The 18,777-nt window shown below is 56.2% G+C and carries 11 protein-coding genes; 9 read left to right on the top strand and 2 right to left on the bottom strand.

The genetic code is table 11. The annotated features are described in order from the left end of the window. Positions 1-135: 135 nt before the first annotated feature. From purH to SH573x_RS18650, 3 genes are read left to right on the top strand one after another with little or no spacing between them, the layout of a single operon-like run. Positions 136-1,707, top strand: a complete 1,572-nt coding sequence (gene purH, locus SH573x_RS18660; protein WP_479349210.1) for a bifunctional phosphoribosylaminoimidazolecarboxamide formyltransferase/IMP cyclohydrolase — start codon at positions 136-138, stop codon at positions 1,705-1,707. Then, the gene (gene trpC, locus SH573x_RS18655; protein WP_479349209.1) at positions 1,634-2,497 is read left to right on the top strand and encodes an indole-3-glycerol phosphate synthase TrpC; all 864 of its coding nucleotides are present in this window, start codon (positions 1,634-1,636) and stop codon (positions 2,495-2,497) included. Before purH ends, trpC begins: the two co-directional genes overlap by 74 nt. Beyond that, positions 2,494-3,429, top strand: a complete 936-nt coding sequence (locus tag SH573x_RS18650; protein ID WP_479349208.1) for an SDR family oxidoreductase — start codon at positions 2,494-2,496, stop codon at positions 3,427-3,429. Before trpC ends, SH573x_RS18650 begins: the two co-directional genes overlap by 4 nt. Before the next feature lie 1,989 nt (positions 3,430-5,418). Here SH573x_RS18650 and SH573x_RS18645 read toward each other — a convergent pair. Then, on the bottom strand, positions 5,419-7,653 hold the full coding sequence (locus SH573x_RS18645; RefSeq protein ID WP_479349207.1) for a vWA domain-containing protein: 2,235 nt from the start codon (positions 7,651-7,653) through the stop codon (positions 5,419-5,421). A gap of 248 nt (positions 7,654-7,901) precedes the next feature. Here SH573x_RS18645 and SH573x_RS18640 point away from each other — a divergent pair, with 248 nt between their 5' ends. The 4 genes from SH573x_RS18640 to SH573x_RS18625 are packed head-to-tail and all read left to right on the top strand — an operon-like array spanning position 7,902 to position 15,224. After that, entirely contained in the window at positions 7,902-9,917 is a 2,016-nt protein-coding gene (locus SH573x_RS18640; protein WP_479349206.1) for a M20/M25/M40 family metallo-hydrolase, read from the top strand. Then, positions 9,914-12,214, top strand: coding sequence for a hypothetical protein (locus SH573x_RS18635; protein ID WP_479349205.1), 2,301 nt, complete (start codon positions 9,914-9,916; stop codon positions 12,212-12,214). The genes SH573x_RS18640 and SH573x_RS18635 overlap by 4 nt, the downstream gene beginning before the upstream one ends. Next, complete coding sequence (locus SH573x_RS18630) at positions 12,211-14,073, top strand: hypothetical protein (protein WP_479349204.1); 1,863 nt, start codon at positions 12,211-12,213, stop codon at positions 14,071-14,073. Before SH573x_RS18635 ends, SH573x_RS18630 begins: the two co-directional genes overlap by 4 nt. A 35-nt stretch (positions 14,074-14,108) precedes the next feature. After that, complete coding sequence (locus SH573x_RS18625; protein WP_479349202.1) at positions 14,109-15,224, top strand: GTPase; 1,116 nt, start codon at positions 14,109-14,111, stop codon at positions 15,222-15,224. 262 nt (positions 15,225-15,486) lie between these two features. Here SH573x_RS18625 and SH573x_RS18620 read toward each other — a convergent pair whose 3' ends face one another. Continuing rightward, positions 15,487-15,783: a hypothetical protein gene (locus SH573x_RS18620; protein WP_479349201.1), complete on the bottom strand. Its 297-nt coding sequence runs from the start codon at positions 15,781-15,783 to the stop codon at positions 15,487-15,489. Between the two features lie 176 nt (positions 15,784-15,959). Here SH573x_RS18620 and SH573x_RS18615 point away from each other — a divergent pair, with 176 nt between their 5' ends. Both SH573x_RS18615 and SH573x_RS18610 read left to right on the top strand, forming a co-directional pair. Beyond that, a complete protein-coding gene (locus SH573x_RS18615) occupies positions 15,960-16,952 on the top strand; it encodes an NADPH:quinone reductase (RefSeq protein ID WP_479349199.1) in 993 nt (330 codons plus the stop codon). A gap of 136 nt (positions 16,953-17,088) precedes the next feature. Further along, complete coding sequence (locus SH573x_RS18610; protein ID WP_479349198.1) at positions 17,089-18,771, top strand: MFS transporter; 1,683 nt, start codon at positions 17,089-17,091, stop codon at positions 18,769-18,771. Positions 18,772-18,777: the final 6 nt, after the last annotated feature.

Below are 18,777 nucleotides of genomic sequence, written 5' to 3'. Positions count from 1 at the left end.
AATTTTCTAGCAAGCACGCCTGGCATACCACCCTTACAGCCAGTCGTCGATTTGCGTACAATACACGTCTAAAGCTTGCGCCGCACATCTTATCATCTGGTGACATCCCAAAACGTCAGAAAGCTGCTTGCACCCGTGTCAGAACCATCGCGTATACGTCGTGCCTTAATCAGTTGCAGCGATAAACTTGGCTTAGTCGATTTTGCTGCTGGGCTGGTGGCAGCCGGTGTTCAAATTTACAGCACTGGTGGCACGCGTCGACATTTGGAAAGTCATGGCATCGACGCCATCGAAGTTTCGCAAATCACCAACTTCCCAGAAATGATGGACGGGCGTGTCAAAACGCTTCATCCGAAAATATTCGGCGGTATCCTCGGTCGCCGAGATAATGTTGGCGATTTGCGATCGATGCAGGAAGAAGGCATTCCAACCATCGATTTGGTGGTCGTCAATCTTTATCCCTTCGAAGCCACCATTCACCGCTCGGGTGTGACCCGCGATGAAGCGATCGAGCAAATTGACATCGGTGGTCCATCGCTGATTCGAGCCGCAGCCAAGAACCATCATTGGGTGACCGTGGCCACTCGCCCCGAACAATATAGTTCGATCCTTGCGGATATCGAAGAACTTGGGACGGTCTCGATGAGTCTGCGCAGGCGATTGGCCGCGGAAGCCTTCGCCATGACTGCTGCTTACGATCAAGTAATCGCAGACTACTTTCGCAGCGAAGCAGCCGTTGGCGAATTTCCGCCTCACATCACGGTCCGCCTGGAACGCAAAGCTCATTTGCGCTATGGCGAAAACCCGCATCAAAAGGCCGCCGTATATCGTATACCCCGCGACCGCTCAGCCAGCGTACTCAGCGCGCGGCATATTCATGGACGCGAACTCTCCTACAACAACTTGTTGGACTTGGACAGCGCACTGGCGATCGCGCGCTCGTTCGCACAACCAGCCGCCGCTGTCATTAAACACAACAATCCGTGCGGGGCGGCAACCTGTGCCAAGTTATCGCTAGCCATTCGCAAAGCCCTCGATGGTGATCCCGTCAGCGCCTTCGGAAGCGTCATCGGGTTTAATCGCACAGTCGATCTGGAAACCGCTGAAATATTGGTCGAGCCCACGCGCTTCATCGAAGCTATCGTGGCTCCGGATTTCGAAGCCGGCGCTGTCGGAGTACTGACAACACGACCCAAATGGCGTGACAATGTGCGACTGATGCAAGTTGGACGTTTGCCCAGCATTGAACCGGAACTGTCGATTCGTTTCTTGGCTGGTGGTGCACTTGTTCAAGAAGCGGACACGCTGCCAGTTATACAATCCCAGTGGCGCACCGTTACCGATGTGCCTGTGGCTGATGCCTTATGGGATGATATTTTGTTTGCTTGGGAAATGGTGCGACACGTCAAGAGCAATGCCATCGTGTTAGCTCGCGATACGTCACTTGTCGGAGTCGGTGCCGGGCAGATGAGTCGCGTCGACAGTGTCGAGATTGCAATTCGAAAAGCGGGTGATCGATCCGCCGGCAGTATTTTAGCGTCGGATGCCTTCTTCCCCTTCCCTGACTCGATCGAGGCCGCCGCGCGTGCCGGCGTGGTTGCCATCGTTCAGCCAGGCGGTTCGCGACGCGACGATGAAGTCATCGCTGCCTGCAACCTGCATCGCATTCCCATGGTCTTCACCGGCGCAAGGCACTTCAAGCATTAGCACGATTCTCGACAAGATCGTGGCCACCAAGCAGCGCGAAGTGGCCGAGGCTCGGAGCAAGCAGTCCATGGTTGACGTCGAGCGCGCCGCTGCTCGAGGTCCAGCCGTGCGCGATTTCCATGCTGCCCTCGCCGGCGGGCCGCCCATTCGCTTGATAGCAGAAGTTAAAAAGGCCAGCCCCTCCAAAGGCATCATTCGTGCCGACTTCGATCCCGTGGCCATCGCGCGACTTTACGAATCGGCAGGCGCCTCCGCGCTCAGCGTGCTGACTGATCAAGAATATTTTCAGGGCTCGATTGAATATTTAAGAGCCATTCGCGCGGCGGTGAGCCTGCCGCTGCTGCGTAAAGATTTCATCATCGATGAATTTCAAGTCTACCAGGCTCGCGCCGCCGGTGCCGACGCAGTCTTGCTGATCGCCGAGTGCCTGAGCGCGGACCGCATGCTCGCTCTCTATCAACTGATTCGCCAACTCGGCATGCACGCCTTGATCGAACTCTATGATCCACGCAACCTGGGATCTGTACTGGCAACTGGTACGCCTATACTGGGTGTCAACAATCGCGACCTGCATACATTTGTAGTGGATCTTGATCACACGCTGCGCCTGCAGCAACAGATACCCAGCGACCGACTGCTGGTCGCTGAAAGCGGCATCGCCACGCGCGCTGATGTCGATAAGCTTGAGCAGGCCGGTGTGGCTGCCATGCTGGTCGGTGAATCGCTGATGCGCCAAGACGACATTGCAGGCGCTGTACAAACTCTTCTTGCCCGAACGAAAGAATCATGAAGAACATCTTGGTAACCGGTGGCGCAGGCTTCATCGGCTCGCATTTAACGCGCGCGCTGGTCAAAGAGGGTCACCAGGTGCGCGTGCTGGATAATTTGTGTACCGGGTTTCGCAAGAACCTAGCCGAAGTTGCCGGAGATGTCGAATTTTTCGAGGGCGATGTGGCTGATGAGGCTATCGTGTCCAAAGCCATGCGCGGGGTGGAGCTGGTTTATCACGAAGCGGCCCTGGCGTCGGTGCCGATGAGTGTGGAGAAGCCACTAGCTACCAACCATGCATGTGTCACCGGTACGGTCAACGTTTTGCATCAAGCTGTCAAGGCGGGAGTCAAACGCGTTGTCTACGCAGCCAGCAGCAGTGCATACGGCGATCGACCTTACTCAGCCAAACGCGAAATCGACTTGCCGCAAGTCTTAAGTCCTTATGCCGCTGCTAAGCTAGCCGGTGAACTTTATCTGCAAGCGTTTTATCACAGTTTCGGAATAGAGACGGTTGGTCTGCGTTACTTCAACGTCTTCGGCCCCAATCAAGATCCAGGTAGTCCCTACTCCGCCGTGATTCCGCTATTTGTTACGCGGTTGCTGAGTGGCCAGCGGCCGGTCGTATATGGCGATGGTGGTCAATCACGCGACTTTACTTTTGTAGGTAACGTGGTCCAAGGCAACTTGTTAGCAGGCTCCGCTGAAGGCATTGGTGGCCAGATCATGAACCTGGCCGATGGCCGACGCACGACGCTGTTGCAGTTGCTTGAATTGTTAGCCAAATACCTGGGCGTCCCAGTCGATCCGGACTTTCAACCGCCACGCGTCGGCGACGTCCGCGAGAGCCTGGCCGATATCTCGATGGCCAGAAAATACCTCGGCTACGAACCAGCCACGTCCCTCGAACAAGGCCTCGCCCAAACGATCGACTATTATCGCTCCCTCGTTTAACCCGTAGCCGCCAGGCGAGGCAATCGCAGGAGTAGTCGATCAAGACCAAGTGATCGAGTTGAGCAAGTAGATGCTCAGGTAAACGCAGAGATTGGTTAGAGTCTGCACCTCGCCTAACCGCGCGACTCGTTTAACCCGTAGCCGCCAGGCGAGGCCATCGCAGGAGTAGTCGATCATGGCCGAGTGACCGAGTTGAGCCAGTGGACGCTCAGGTAAACCCAGAGACTGGTTAGAGGGTGCACCTCGCCTGGCGGCGCGACTCGTTTAACCCGTAGCCGCCAGGCGAGGCCATCGCAGTAGTAGTCGATCAAGGCCAAGTGATCAAGTTGAGCGAGTAGATGCTCAGGTAAACGCAGAGACTGGTTAGCGGCTTCACCTCGCCTGACCGCGCGACTCGTTTAACCCGTAGCCGCCAGGCGAGGGAATCGCAGTAGTAGTCGATCAAGGCCAAGTGATCAAGTTGAGCAAGTGGATGCCCAGGTAGACGCAGAGACTGGTTAGCGGCTTCACCTCGCCTGACCGCGCGACTCGTTTAACCCGTAGCCGCCAGGCGAGGGAATCGCAGTAGTAGTCGATCAAGGCCAAGTGATCAAGTTGAGCAAGTGGATGCCCAGGTAGACGCAGAGACTGGTTAGCGGCTTCACCTCGCCTGACCGCGCGACTCGTTTAACCCGTAGCCGCCAGGCGAGGCCATCGCAGTAGTAGTCGATCAAGGCCAAGTGATCGAGTTGAGCAAGTGGATGCTCAGGTAAACGCAGAGATTGGTTAGAGGGTGCGCCTCGCCTGGCGGCTACGGGTTAAACGAGGCCGCCAGGCGAGGCAATCGCAGTAGTAGTCGATCATGGCCAACTGATCGAGTTGAGCAAGAGGATGCTCAGGTAAACACAGAGATTGGTTAGCGGGTGCACCTCGCCTGGCGGCGCGACTCGTTTAACCCGTAGCCGCCAGGCGAGGCCATCGCAGTAGTGGTCGATCAAAGCCAAGTGATCGAGTTGAGCGAGTGGATGCTCAGGTAAACACAGAGATTGGTTAGCGGGTGCACCTCGCCTGGCGGCTACGGGTTAAACGAGGCCGCCAGGCGAGGCAATCGCAGGAGTAGTCGATCAAGACCAAGTGATCGAGTTGAGCAAGTGGATGCTCAGGTAAACGCAGAGATTGGTTAGCGGGTGCACCTCGCCTGGCGGCGCGACTCGTTTAACCCGTAGCCGCCAGGCGAGGCCATCGCAGTAGTGGTCGATCAAAGCCAAGTGATCGAGTTGAGCGAGTGGATGCTCAGGTAAACACAGAGATTGGTTAGCGGGTGCACCTCGCCTGGCGGCTACGGGTTAAACGAGGCCGCCAGGCGAGGCAATCGCAGGAGTAGTCGATCATGGCCAACTGATCGAGTTGAGCAAGAGGATGCTCAGGTAAACACAGAGATTGGTTAGAGGGTGCACCTCGCCTGGCGGCTACGGGTTAAACGAGGCCGCCAGGCGAGGCAATCGCAGGAGTAGTCGATCAAGGCTGAGTGACCGAGTTGAGCAAGAGGATGCTCAGGTAAACGCAGAGATTGGTTAGAGGGTGCGCCTCGCCTGGCGGCTACGGGTTAAACGAGGCCGCCAGGCGAGGCCATCGCAGTAGTGGTCGATCAAAGCCAAGTGATCAAGTTGAGCAAGTGGATGCTCAGGTAAACGCAGAGATTGTCTAGCGGGTGCACCTCGCCTGGCGGCTACGGGTTAAACGAGGCCGCCAGGCTAGGCCATCGCAGGAGTAGTCGATCATGGCCAACTGATCGAGTTGAGCAAGAGGATGCTCAGGTAAACACAGAGATTGGTTAGCGGGTGCACCTCGCCTGGCGGCTACGGGTTAAACGAGGCCGCCAGGCGAGGCAATCGCAGGAGTAGTCGATCAAGGCCAGGTGATCGAGTTGAGCAAGAGGATGCTCAGGTAAACGCAGAGACTGGTTAGAGGGTGCACCTCGCCTAACGGCTGCGGGTTAAACGAGGGGCACTAGAGCTTGGGGATGGGGCGTGAGATGGGCGGTTGATTGAGCATGCGGGCGCGTTCATCTTGAGCGGCAGTCGGTGGCGGTGGCGGATTGTTGTTGGGCCGCTGCGGTGGTGGCGGAGCCAGATCGGTGAACTCCTCTAGCCATTTCCATCCAATCGGATTGTTCAATTCGTTTTGTGCCAGGCGTGCCCACGGTGTAGCAGCATGTTGTTCAACTACTTGCTGCAGCAACTGACGGGCGAACTCACCTTCCTTGGCATGTTTACTATTGGTAGTAATTTCATTGTCGGGCTTAAGGATCCAAGTATTGTTCTTGGCGTCTTTGAACAGCATGCCGCGTTTGGCTTGAGCCAGCATGGCGTTGTACCCATCGGCACGCACTTTGTGAGCGATGACAGTACCTAAGGCTAGATCGTAGCCAGCTAACCAGCGTGGCGAAGTCTCGCGATCGCGCACCGCTTGCGCTTGCATCAATACTTGGGCCAACCCCGAGAGTTGCGGTTCCAGTCGCGCGGCAGCCTGTTGCGCTTGAGTCAATTCATTAACCAGCGATGGTTCGTCACGGCGCACAAATCGAGTGCGCGGGGCTTGCAAGGTTTCAACTGCCGCCATTCGAGCTGCAGAGACTAGTATTTGCCGCAGTGGACTCTCTTTGGCACGCTTGAGGTACTCATCCTGCGATACATAGTCGGGCCGATATTTGGCCATCACTTCTGGGTCAAAGAAGTAGTTCAGCTCGCTGGAAAACGGATCGATTTCGCGCTTACTCACCCGCTCATTGAATTTGCGATTCGGATGGACCGTAAAGTAAATACCACCGGTCTCGTAGGCCAAACGCGACAAGGCATAAGGTCCGAATCCCGAGTCCATCATCGGCTCATCATAGACGTTGTCGCGATAGCCCAAGCGAACGCGCTCAGGCATCAACGACTCGGGGCCTTGATCGACTTCGCCCCACTTAGGTGTTTGGTCAAACTTCGGATCGGGATCGACGTACTTCATGTACGTGAACTCACGGCCGAAGGGAGCTGGCACGCCGATCACATATACCGGAATCTTGTACTTGGCGCATTCCCGTGTGGTAGCTTCCAAGCCATGCAGGTCCGAGCCGCGTTCATCGGTGACCGCGATAAAAATGACATTCCGCTCAGGGCCCGTGGTAGCTCGGCTGGCGCGGTAAGTCTTGTACTTGTCAACGGCCAGATAGAGCGCGGAAAAGATCTTCTCATTGCCGGAGTTATCCAACGCGATCGAATCGATGACGCTGCGAATCTCGTTCATATCGGCAGTCGGTTTCTCGGTCAGTTGCGAAACACGATCACCGAATGCAAAGATACTGGTCAACAGCGGCTCATCGGCCAGACGGCCCTTTTCTTTTTGAGCTGCGCTGATAATGCCCAACTCGTCATAGATCTTGTCGAAGCGATCGCGAATCTCTTGCCGACGATGCAGCAAGCTGATCGATTGATCAAAGAACCAAACCACCAACGTTGGACGTTCTTCCAACGATTGCAGCAAGTAGTAAGTGATTTGATCGATCGCGCCGTCGGTGCCCGTCGTGCCCACACCAGTCATGCCCTTGGACACGGTTTCCGAACGCACGAGTCCAACGGGTTGCTGAATACGAGCTTCCAGGTTGAATGACGGAATCATTACCGGCGTTTGCGTAGCGAGCGATTCGATGTCGGGAATGTCGGCCACGATGGCGGCTGTATTGAGAGCCATGCCCACATCGGCGCCGAAACTATTCGCACCCATCTTCTCGGCCGGCTCTTCGGCAAACGCTAGGTCTTCAGTTATGGTCAGATCGTCAGGAGCTTCGGCCGTGGCCAGTTCGGTCAACACTACCGGCGCGTCGGTACGCTCCGACAGGATGGGAATCAGCGCCAGACCTAGCAGCATGACAGTGTGCACGACTAGACTGAGCATGAACGACTGTGCATCCCCACTTGAGAGGCTGCTCCAAAAACTCGGGCTCGGAGCTTCTTCCAGATTCTCCTGGTCGACTTCCGTCTCATCGAACAAGAGATCGGTATCAAGGGTGCCAGAGTTCAAAGCACCTTGCTCGCCCAGACTGATTTCACCCTCGACTTCTTCGTCGCCAGTGTAATCCGCTGAGGCATCTTCCAAGTCCGCTTCGACCGGAGCGGGCTCGACCAGCGCAGCGTCCATCAGCGAAGGATCGGCTGCCTCTTCGTGGTCGACCAGTTCTTCGCCCCAGAGTTTTTTCAGCATCTTCAGCAGATCTCCAGGGCTTCCAGCCCACCGCCCACAGTTGCCCCACACACTACCCCAATTGTAACCCAAGCTAGTAGTGATAGCGATATTGAAGGGCGATTTGTACTCACCCGGTAGCGGAACGCGTCAAGCGTTTCGACGGGTTGGGCGTTAATTCCTGGGCCCAAGCACTTCCAACTCGACCCCCGGATCAGCTATCCTAATGATCGGTATCATCGATCAAATTCCGCTCAAGGAAAATCATCTTGCTTAGCCAACAGCAGCGTTTCCGTTGGATCTTTACGTCCGCAGTATTGCTGGCTGCCACGTTTGCCACCCAATTGCGGGCTGATGATGCGTCCGAATTAGCGGCAGCGGCCAACCGCATTACGACCGACTTAACTTACCTGGCTAGCGATGAATTGGCTGGTCGGGGAGTCGGCAGTGAGGGCATCCAGCAAGCTGGTGAGTTTATCGCAGCTCGCTTTAAAGAACTAGGCTTTCAAACCGACGCGTTCGATGGCACACCTTTTCAAAATTTCGGCATCCCCGGCCCGATGGGCCTAGGACCTGCCGAACAGAACGGCCTGAGTTTCAAGATCAAGGGCGAAGCGATACCCGAGCTTAAGTTGTCCGTCGATTACACCCCGCTAACACTGGGAATCAATGGCCAGTTCAGCGGTCAAGTTGCCTTTGCGGGTTACGGGATCTCTGCCCCAGAGCTTGCCTACGACGATTTTGCCGGTTGGGACCCTGCAGGCAAAGTAGTCATCGTGCTCCGAAAAGAGCCGCAACAGAATGATCCCAACAGTGTGTTCGATGGCACTCAGAACTCCAACTATGCCTTCTTCACCGCTAAAGAGTTAACCGCTGCACGGCAGAAGGCAGCGGCCATGATCATCGTAAATGATTCACAAACCGTTCAGAAAGAACTGGCTAAGATCCAAGAGAACCTGGTGCAGGCCGAACAAGCCTTACAGGAACTAAAAGGTCAGCCACTGCCCGAGGATGCACAGCAACGCGAAGCATTTCAGTCGCGTTTGAAAATCGCTTCGCAGTTGGTCGACTCTTTGAACGAAAAGAAAGCCACTGGCGCTGGCGATATCGTTATGACTCCAGAGGCTGCTGGCCTGCCTGCCAGCCGACAAGCCATTCCGACCTATTACTGCACACGAGCCATCATCGACCAACTATTGCAAGCCGCCGGTGCCCGGCCACTGGCGGAGTTAGAAGCGGCCATTGATCGCGATGGCAAGCCACAGAGCATCGTGCTGGAGGGCATCCAAGCGGCAGGCGAAACCAACATCACTGCCACCGAAACTCCCGTGCGCAACGTCATTGCAGTTATGCCTGGTGCTGGCGAACTAGCCAACGAATTTGTCGTAGTCGGCGCGCATTACGATCACGTGGGTATGGGTGGCATGGGTTCTCTCGCTCCAGGAACGGTCGCGGTCCATAACGGGGCGGATGATAATGGCTCTGGTACCGTCTGCATGCTCGAGGTCGCGCGCGAACTTTCGAAGCTGCAGAGCTCCAATCGGCGGACGATTATCTTTATGGCCTTTTCCGCTGAAGAGTCGGGCTTGCTCGGTAGCGTGCATTACGTTCGCAATCCCCGTTGGCCACTCGAGAAGACAGTGGCCATGATCAATCTGGATATGGTCGGACGCCTGCTCAATGATGAACTAACTGTGTATGGCACAGGCACTGCAGTCGAGTTTGCGCCGTTGATTGAGCGCCTGAATGAAGTTTACAAATTTAAACTCGTCAAAGTCCCTCAAGGACGCGGGGCCAGCGACCATCAGAGTTTCTATGACTCGCGCGTGCCCGTGTTCCACTTCTTCACAGGTTTGCACAACGAATACCATCGCCCCAGCGATGATGTGAACCTGATCAATGCGCCCGGCATCGTGCGCATCAGCCGCATGGTTGGCGATGTGACTAAAGAGATTGCCGAAGCGCCCAGCAAGCCTGAGTACCTTGAGATTCGCGGCAGCGCGGCTCCGCGCAGTCAAACGCCGTCCAATCGTGCGATGTTGGGTGTACGCCTGGAACGTCTGATGGATAAACCAGCAACATTGATGGCAGTGACCGATGGCGGTCCTGCGGCCGGCGCGGGTTTGCAGGCCGGCGATATCATCACGTCTATCGGTGACCAGAAGGTCAACACGGTCGGCGAGTTTCGTGAGGCCATGGCAAAATTGAAGAACGGTCAAACTGTGTCCATCGAGTTCAAACGGGACACTGCGACCAAGACCGTCGAGGTTAAGTTAGGCGAGTGAGCGCGGAAGATTCGACCAGCCTTTGGCAAACTGCTTGTTCCTTGTTGACCGATAACGCTATCGATGTCGGTCTGGAACGTATCTACCCGCAGCCGCCGGCGCGGCTAAGTTTGCTCAAGGCGCTGGGGTCAGTCGAACTGGCCGCATCGGAGGCTGCTCATCAACAAGGACTGCAGCTGGCGCAACGTTTGTCGGGGCTCGTGGCCCAAGCTCAGACAATCAATCGTATCGGGAAGTGTCCCGTGGTGGGCATCACGGGTTTGTTGAACTCTGGCAAGAGTTCACTACTGGCTGCGTATCTAAGTCCCAGCGGTCGCCAGCGCGTATTGCGTGGCACGGCCAATAACCAAGGCACACATCGATTCGTGTTGTGGTTGCCAGACGCCTGGTGGCAAGATCAATCGCTCTTGACGTTGCTGAATCAGTACATGACCGACTTGTTCGGTGTCGGCCCTGAACATCTTTCGGACGATCCGCAAGCCGCGTTCGCGCAGTACAACGGCGAGCTTGGGCCAGATGCGCCTGCCGAATGTGATCCACTGACCGTGCCGTTGATTGCCCACGATGCCGGTTTGGATGGACTGGGACTGGCGCTGCTGGACTGTCCGGATATACAAACTGCATTCGGCTCGACATCCACCGGCTACTCTCAGCATGCACTGGACGATGCCTTGCAGTTTCAGCATCGTCGACGAGCCATCCTTGCTCGCGTCGGTCGATTATGCAGCGCGTTTTTGGTCGTGAGCAAATTGAGCAGCTTGCATGACGACACACTGATCGCAATCTTCGAAACACTGCGCGACACCATGCCGGGTGTCCGTCGGATTTTAGCAGTCAATAAAGTCAAGGCTCGCTATTGGCCAGCAGTAGTCGACGAGCAAGCTCAAGGGCTGGTCGATCAGTTCGACATCACCGACGTATACATGGCCTATGACTTTCGTAGTCATTGGGCAGAGCATCGTTTGCCCCCGCCACCGGAGAACTGGCAAGTATCCAGTGAACCTTTACCGATCTTCTTCAAAGCGCGGCGCACCGACCTGCAGTCCGGTGTCGTATCCGCCAATGCATCAACTCGGTCGACCTCAATCGCTCGACATCAACTCGACGATGGTGACGAGCCACTGAATGCCAGTGGCATGCGACCACCAGAGGTCGACTCGTATTTGCAGAACCTTTCGAACTTGTTAGATCCTGGCAGCCTGGTGCTGGAGAGTCGCCGTAGCGTCTTGGCACAATTCAAAACGCATTCGCATGAGGCGCTCGATTGGGTGCAGTCCAATGGCGGTATGCGCGAGAAGAAACTGCATGATGCCTGGCAAACAATCGCCGATGCTTGCCTGGCCTTCATGGCCCAACGCGATGACAATGATCAAACGATTGGCCTGCGCTTGCAGACATCGCCCACCATCGTGGCCCAAATGTCCGATTCGCTCGTGCGCGCGGCTCCGTGGTCGATGAGGCCGAGTTTGTTGATCGATCGCTCGGTGCGTCAACTGCAGACATCGATCGTTGGTGGCGTGCGCCGCGTGCGTTGGCTGCAGTCGATATCTGCCAGCGTTAGCCAATTCGTTAGCAGCTTTCGCAAAGGCCAGACCGGCAAGGTAGTCACCGCCGATCGCTTTCGACAACAACTGGAACGACACGATCGCAAACTGGTGCTCGACAATTGGCCTACGGATCAGCTCAATGCAGTCTGCGAACATGCGCTTGCGCGCTTTCAGAAAGAGGACACCTCGCGACTTGACCAGGCGTGGTTGGATCACTGGAGCGAGGAGGTGTGGAAGAACATGACGCTTAAACGCAAACTCTATGTCGGCATGATGCCGCTAGCGCCGATCTTCGGGCCGCTGCTGGCCGTCACGTTAATTCCCTTTGATGGGGGTGGCACGGCCGTTCTGGTCTTTGCGACGACTAAAGAGCTTTTGTTGGCCGCCGGTATCGCCGCTGTTGCTACTCCCACGATGACCGGTGGTGAAGTGCAAGATATCGTCGAGCGTGAAACTGCCTTAACTCAACTCAGCGAACTGTTTGCAATAGCGTGCGATTCGCTAGGCGTGCCCAGACCTGAGCGCGAACATCTGCCGCGAGTGCAGATCGCTGGCGCGCCCAGAGAGTTGTCGGTCAGCCAATTACCCGTTAAAGCGCCGGCAACGGCTTGTGCGCTGGCCCAGTGGCGATTGGCTGCCAAGTTTTCAGAGCGACTGACGAAAACTCTAGATGCACTACGCCTCGAGCTTGAACGCCAGCAGGCCGACCCACGAGTTGACCATAGGGCCCCTAAAGCATCCTCAACATGACCAGCACCCAACAACCCAACTCAACTGTGCCTAACTTTTATCATCCTCTGGCGGTCAGAATCGCCGATGCGGCCTTGGCAGTCTTTGGCACTTCAGCCACCGCCAACATGGTTCTGGAGGCCTGCCGCAAGTTCGATAACGAAGTTAACAATATCACTGGTTCACGAGGCATCAATGCACTATTGATCGCTATCGTGGGCGCGAAAGGCCAAGGCAAGACCTGGGTCGCAAGGCAGATGGTTCGCGATGGGCAAGTGCGCAGTCGGCTCCGCAGCGGCGACTTAATCGACGATGCCACGACGCGGTTGGTATGGATTGGTCCAACCGCCCCCGAGAAGCTGGACGCCGATAGCGAGATTTACCACGTATGCTCTGCCGATGCCATGTTCGATATCGGCCGACCTTATGTGCTTTTGGATACGCCGGGTTCAACCGACTCCAATCATCGCGCCGCCGAGATCGCCAGCGAAGCACTATCCCTGGCCCCGATCAAGTTGCTGGTGATCGCACGCGATCAAATTCGTTCGGCGGCCAGCATGTCGATCGCTCAGCGCATCGATGGCTCCGAATGTATTCCGGTGATCAGCTCGGTAGAACCCGAAGAACTCAATGCTGAAACCTCGGCTGGGCGACTATTGCGCAATGATCTCGATGCCCTGCGTAAACAGATTAGCACCGTTGCCCCGCGCGTGCGCTTGACGGCCGAGATTCTAGTCCCAGACTTCGAAATCAGTGGCGATGAGACACCTTCGCAAGAATCGTTTCGAACGCAGCTGCTGGCCCGTTTAGGTGCCATGCGACTGGATGAACTCTCACTGGCTTCATCCCGCGAGAATCGCTTGCAGTCGGTCGAATCCAGATTGCGGGCTGCGGTCGGCAAGAACCTGGAACAACAGCTGCCTCAGCTGGCCAGTGCTGTGGGGAGATTGAATCGCGAAACGGACTCGCTGCCCGATCGCGTCTTAGATTCACTGCTGGGTAGTCCGCAACTGCTGGATACTGGAGTGCGCATGCGATTGCGCTCGCAGTTGGTCGGAGATACGTACTTGCTCTGGTTTCCATATCGAACCCTGATGAGTATTCTGAACATGACGCAGGGCGCGTGGGATCGCGTGATGCTGGCGGTAGCCGGTAGCGTTCCAAGTTTGTTCGGAGCGCTAACCACGTGGGCTCGTAACGTACGCCAGAGTCGCGAATTCAATACCGAAGTCGAAGATGGCATTCGGCAACGCATGCAACGTCAAGTCGAAGAACGACTCAAGCCGCTGTGTGACCAATTCCATCGAGCGGTGTGGCGGATGCGGGCCGGCGATGGCGATCAGCCGGCGCCAGATGTCGGCGAGATGAATTTATCGGGCATCGAAGAGTTACAAAATCATTCGCGCTGGATCTTCGAAAAAGCTATGCAGAGCTACGCTACGCCAAGCTGGTTGGCTCAAGCCTTGGCTGTGGGCGGCACCTTGCTCTTCTGGGGTTTCATGGCTGGACCGATCGTTTCAATCTACCATCAATACTTTTCTGCTTCGTATGAATCACTGGTCGATGGCGTCGTGCACCCAGAAGGCTTTCCGCACCCCAACCCCGGCCTGATCTTGACCAGCGTGATCCTGTCACTGCTACCGTTGGTGATCTATTGCATGTTTGTTTTGACTGTTTCCCTCTCGGGACGCAAGATTCGTCGCGTATCAGGTGAGATTCACGCGGAGCATGTACAAGCCATCAACCAGCTGCGCGAAAGTGGCGTGATTCAACTAGAATTTGAAGATCGCTTGCTCGAGCAAGCCAGATTTCTATTGAGCTTGTCACCGGATGACAAGTCGAGCAAGTTAGCTGGCGAAACTGCGCGTCGCCCCGCATGACCATTCCACTGGAGAATAACAGGGGTACGCAGAGAGTGCAGTCAACCACTGCCGAAGTATTAACCGCACCTGTTCCCGCGGCCATTGCCGCAATCGCCGTCCGTGGACCACAAGCCATCGCGATTGCTCAGCCGTTTGTGCATTCAGCAAGCGGCAAAGCGATTCTACTGCGTGCGGGGATGGTCCGGTACGCGCTATGGCACTTCAAAACAGTCTCCATGCAACCGGAGCACATTGTCCTCTTGGTCCGCGATGAGCAGAACGTCGAGATCCATTGCCATGGTGGACTGGCCATAACGAAGACCATTCTGCAAGATCTGCTCGATGGTGGCTGCCAATCCCCTGCTGCCAGTTCCACTGCCGAAAATATCGATGCGCTGTCACCGACGGCGATCGCACTGGCGGCGCGCAACGCTTTGATCCATGCATCGACGTTGAAGGTAGCCGCCGTATTACTGGATCAAATTCAAGGTGCCCTGACTGTCGACTTGCAGCATTTACAGCATGCTATGCGCTTGGGTGATCAAGTCACCGCGCGTGCGCTTCGCGAGCAATTGTTAACACGAGGTCACTTCGGTTTGAAGCTAGTCGAACCGTGGCGACTAACGTTGGCCGGCCCGCCGAATGTCGGTAAGAGTAGTTTACTGAACGCTCTGTGCGGTTCCGATCGCGTCTTGGTGCATGAACAACCTGGAACAACTCGCGATGCGATCGATACACACATGGTGATCGCCGACTGGCCGATCATCGTCACCGATACCGCTGGCATTCGACAAACCGATGAGACCATCGAGCAGCAAGGTATCGCCACCGCCAATCAGCGCTGGCAAGCGTCAGACATTGGGTTACTCATTGTCGATGCCACTAGCGGTTGGACGCCATCGCACACTACGCTGCTCGAGCATCGTCGCTCGCGAGTGATCATCGTGGTGCTCAACAAGTGCGACCGACTGAATGCCGCTGAAGTTGAAGCGGAGTGCCGAAGACTCCATGAGCAAACGCTCGAGCTCGTAGTCCCAACGTCCGCACTGGCCAGTGACGGCGTTGAAGAATTGATACGCAGCATTGGACAGTTGGTCGACAGTCAGCAACCATCCCCAGGTTCGGGCGTTCCATTCACACACGCGCAGCTAGAAGCGCTCCGGAAGTAGAGCGGCTGTCCCCAGCCGCTCAGCACCCTATAACCCAATCCTCGACCGACTACTTGGTCTGGTAGGGCGAAGCCCAACAACGCACAGAAGTATGGACATAGATTTTGGGGAAGGTGGTGGGCGATCGATCCGCGTTGGTTTTGGTGATGACAACCTTCGCCCTCAGGGGCACTCGGTCGGTCGCGAATTGGGTTAGAGGGTGCCGAGCGGCTGAGGACAGCCGCTCTACAGTTCTCCCCCAGCGGGTGTTCGGCCTGGCGCTTTACATTGGCTTAGCACGTTTGGCGTTATAAGCGGCTACGCCGGCGGCGATCTCTTCGTCGGTGATGCCGTAGCTCTTGAGCAAACGGAACATGACATTGCCCATGCGGAAGGGGCGGCCAATTCGCTCACCTACCAGTGCCTCGCTCAGCGATGTGGCAACTTCTGGCTCAACTGCCACTGCGGGTACCGATGCTAGCTCGCGTTCGGCTACAATTACGCCTTCCTCTTCCGAGGTGGCAGCCCAAGGAAAAGTCAGCTGAGTTACCGATGGGCTCGACAGAGTAGCAGTGGACATGTTCGCGTTCGGCTCGAGGCTCTGAGCCGCTCCTGGCAATGTTCGTCGTTACAACGGGCAACCACACTTGTGTTGCGACTGTTGTTAGTTTCGAGAGTTGCTGGACAACTTCGGTCACTGCAATACGGCAGAGAAAATTTTTTGGCGGATACTTGGCTTCTCTAGGAAATCAACGCATGAAAGCTGCTTACATCCATTCCACTGGCAGCCCCGATGTCATTGAGTACGGCGATCTGCCCGAGCCCCAATTGCATCCGGGCCAGGCATTGGTGAAAATGTCCGCCGTTTCGGTCAACCCAATCGACACTTACATTCGCAATGGAGCCAACTATTGGCCCTTGCCCCAGCCATACGTCATTGGTTGCGATCTCGCTGGCACGGTCGTAGCCGTGGCCGATGGTGTCAAAAATGTGCAAGTTGGTCAGCGCGTGTGGTGCAGCAATCAAGGCTTGATGGGTCGTCAAGGCTCCTTCGCAGAACTCTGTGCCATCGACGCACATTGGCTGCACCCAACACCAGAGAAAGTATCCGATCAAGATGCCGCAGCGTGCGCCTTGGTGGGCATCACCGCTCATCTCGGCCTGTTCAAAACTGCCCGCCTGCAGCCGCGTGAGACGATCTTTGTGCGTGGTGGTGTCGGCGGTGTCGGCTCGATGGTCTTGCAGATGGCCAAGAGCATCGGCGCGAAAGTCATCACAACTGCTGGCTCAGCCGAGAAGGCGTATCGATGTCAACAGTTAGGAGCCGACGTGGTCATCGATTACACCCAAGGCGATCTGGCGGAACGCCTGAAAGCCGCCGCACCCAACGGCGTTCATGTGTTTTGGGAAACGCTGCGCGAACCGGATTTTGATCTGGCCGTCCAGTCGATGGCCGAACGCGGCCGCATGGTCCTCATGGCCGGCCGCGATGCTCGACCACAATTCCCCGTTGGACCGTTTTATGTCAAAGGCTGCAGCTTGTTGGGAGTCGTCATGTTCAAGGCTACTCCCGAAGAACAACGCAGCTGCGCAGCGGACATCAATCATTGGCTTGACAGCGGACAACTCAAAGCTGTCATCGATCGCGTTATGCCGCTCAGTCAAGCTGCCGAAGCTCACCGCCTGCAAGAAGCCCACACTGTTCACAAACACAGCTCGCTGCAAGGTAAACTAGTCCTCGTCCCTTAATCACCCACCCGTAGCGGAAGCCGTCAAGGCTTTCGTAATTGATCGTCATCCCCGTTCCCCAGCTCACGAAACGCTTGACGCGTTCCGCTACGAGTGAGACGCAAAGTTACGAAACGCTTGACGCGTTCCGCTACGGATGAAAATACAGTCCAACGAGAAAGCTATTCGCGTGACACAATTGCCGCCACCCACGCCCAGCGTTGAAGTCAAAGACATAGGAGCGACGGGACGCTGGATGGCGTTGATCGCTGCGCTTTTGGGTTGGATGTTTGATGGTGCAGAGATGGGCATGTTCTCGATGGTCGGTCGCGATGCCATCAAGGATTTGTTGGCTGGTACCAATCCAACCGAAGCGGATGTGGGTAAAGCCTTTGGCATAATCATCGCCGTGTTTCTGGTTGGGGCGGCGGCCGGTGGCGTGCTGTTTGGCTGGCTGGGCGATCGCATCGGTCGCGTGCGCGCGATGAGCCTAAGCGTGTTGGTCTATGCATTGTTAACAGGCTTGTGTGGCCTGGCTCGTACACCGTTTGAACTCGGTGTGCTCCGCTTTCTGGCATCACTTGGGATGGGTGGCGAGTGGGCATTGGGAGTGGCACTAGTCATGGAGGTGTGGCCGAATCGATCGCGCGCATTAATGGCGGGATTGATCGGAGCTGCTGCCAACTGCGGTTACTTGATAGTAGGTTTTACGAGTATGGGACTGAACTCGGTGATTCTGTCCTTAGCCGAGACGCTGCAGTCGTTGGGCTTGCAGCAAACAACAGTCGACTGGTTGGTGGCCAATCGCGGTTGGCGCTTGATGATGATGATCGGTACTCTGCCTGCCTTGCTGACCTTCTTCTTTCGCATCTTTGTGCCCGAATCGCATCGTTGGGAAGAAGAACGTCAGCGTGGCCATACCAGTGGCTGGCGCACCAACGACTTAGTCGGCGTCTTGATCGGTTGCTTGGGACCGGCCTTGATCATTGCCGTGTGGGCAGATTCAACCGTGCGGTCCACCGGCGAGAGTGTGGCGCTGCGAGCCGCAGGTACGATCGTCGGCCTGGCAATCGCCACCGCAGGCTTTACGTTTCCAGTGTTGCGTTACATAAGTCGATCTTTGGAACATGAAAACCTGGTTACGTCTTCGGGACTCGATCGACGTCGCGTGTTAGGCCGAATGTACTTGGGCGCCTGCTTAAGCGCGGTAGCTTTGTTGGGTACTTGGGGCACGACACAATGGGCCGTAACGTGGGCGGGCAGCTTAAAAGAAGAATCGCTAAAAATTGCGGTCACAGAAAGTGGCCAGACCATGGAGCAGTTGCTGGCCGGCCAAAACTCTCTGCAGCGATTTGCTCGCGAGTGGACTCAAATCGGCACGGCGGTGGGCGCGATCATCGGTACGCTCCTGGCTGCCTGGGCTGGCGAGCGGCTTGGGCGACGCATTACCTATTTTGCGTTGTGCGTCCTGTCGATGGCTTCAGTCATTTACTTGTACCAGTTTCATAATCGCTTTGATCTGAACTTCTTAATCGCCGCCACGCTGGCTGGGGTATTTACGGCTTCGTTTTACGGCTGGTTACCACTGTATTTGCCCGAACTGTTCCCGACGCGCGTGCGGGCCACTGGCCAAGGCTTTGCGTTTAACTTCGGACGTATTTTGGCGGCGATCGGTACGCTGCAAATGAGCAGTTTGTTAGGCGTCTTTGCAGGCATGACGACCTACGCTGGCAAAGGAGGTTATGCGGTTGCTTGCAGTTCCCTGACCGTCATCTACCTCGTCGGCATGCTCATCATCTGGCTAGCCCCAGAGACCAAAGGCCAGCCTTTACCTGATTGAGTTGTG

It is taken from the genome of Rania fehmarnensis (assembly GCF_056494185.1).
Note: the sequence above shows the minus strand (reverse complement) of the source record. Positions and strands in the feature narration are given on the sequence as shown.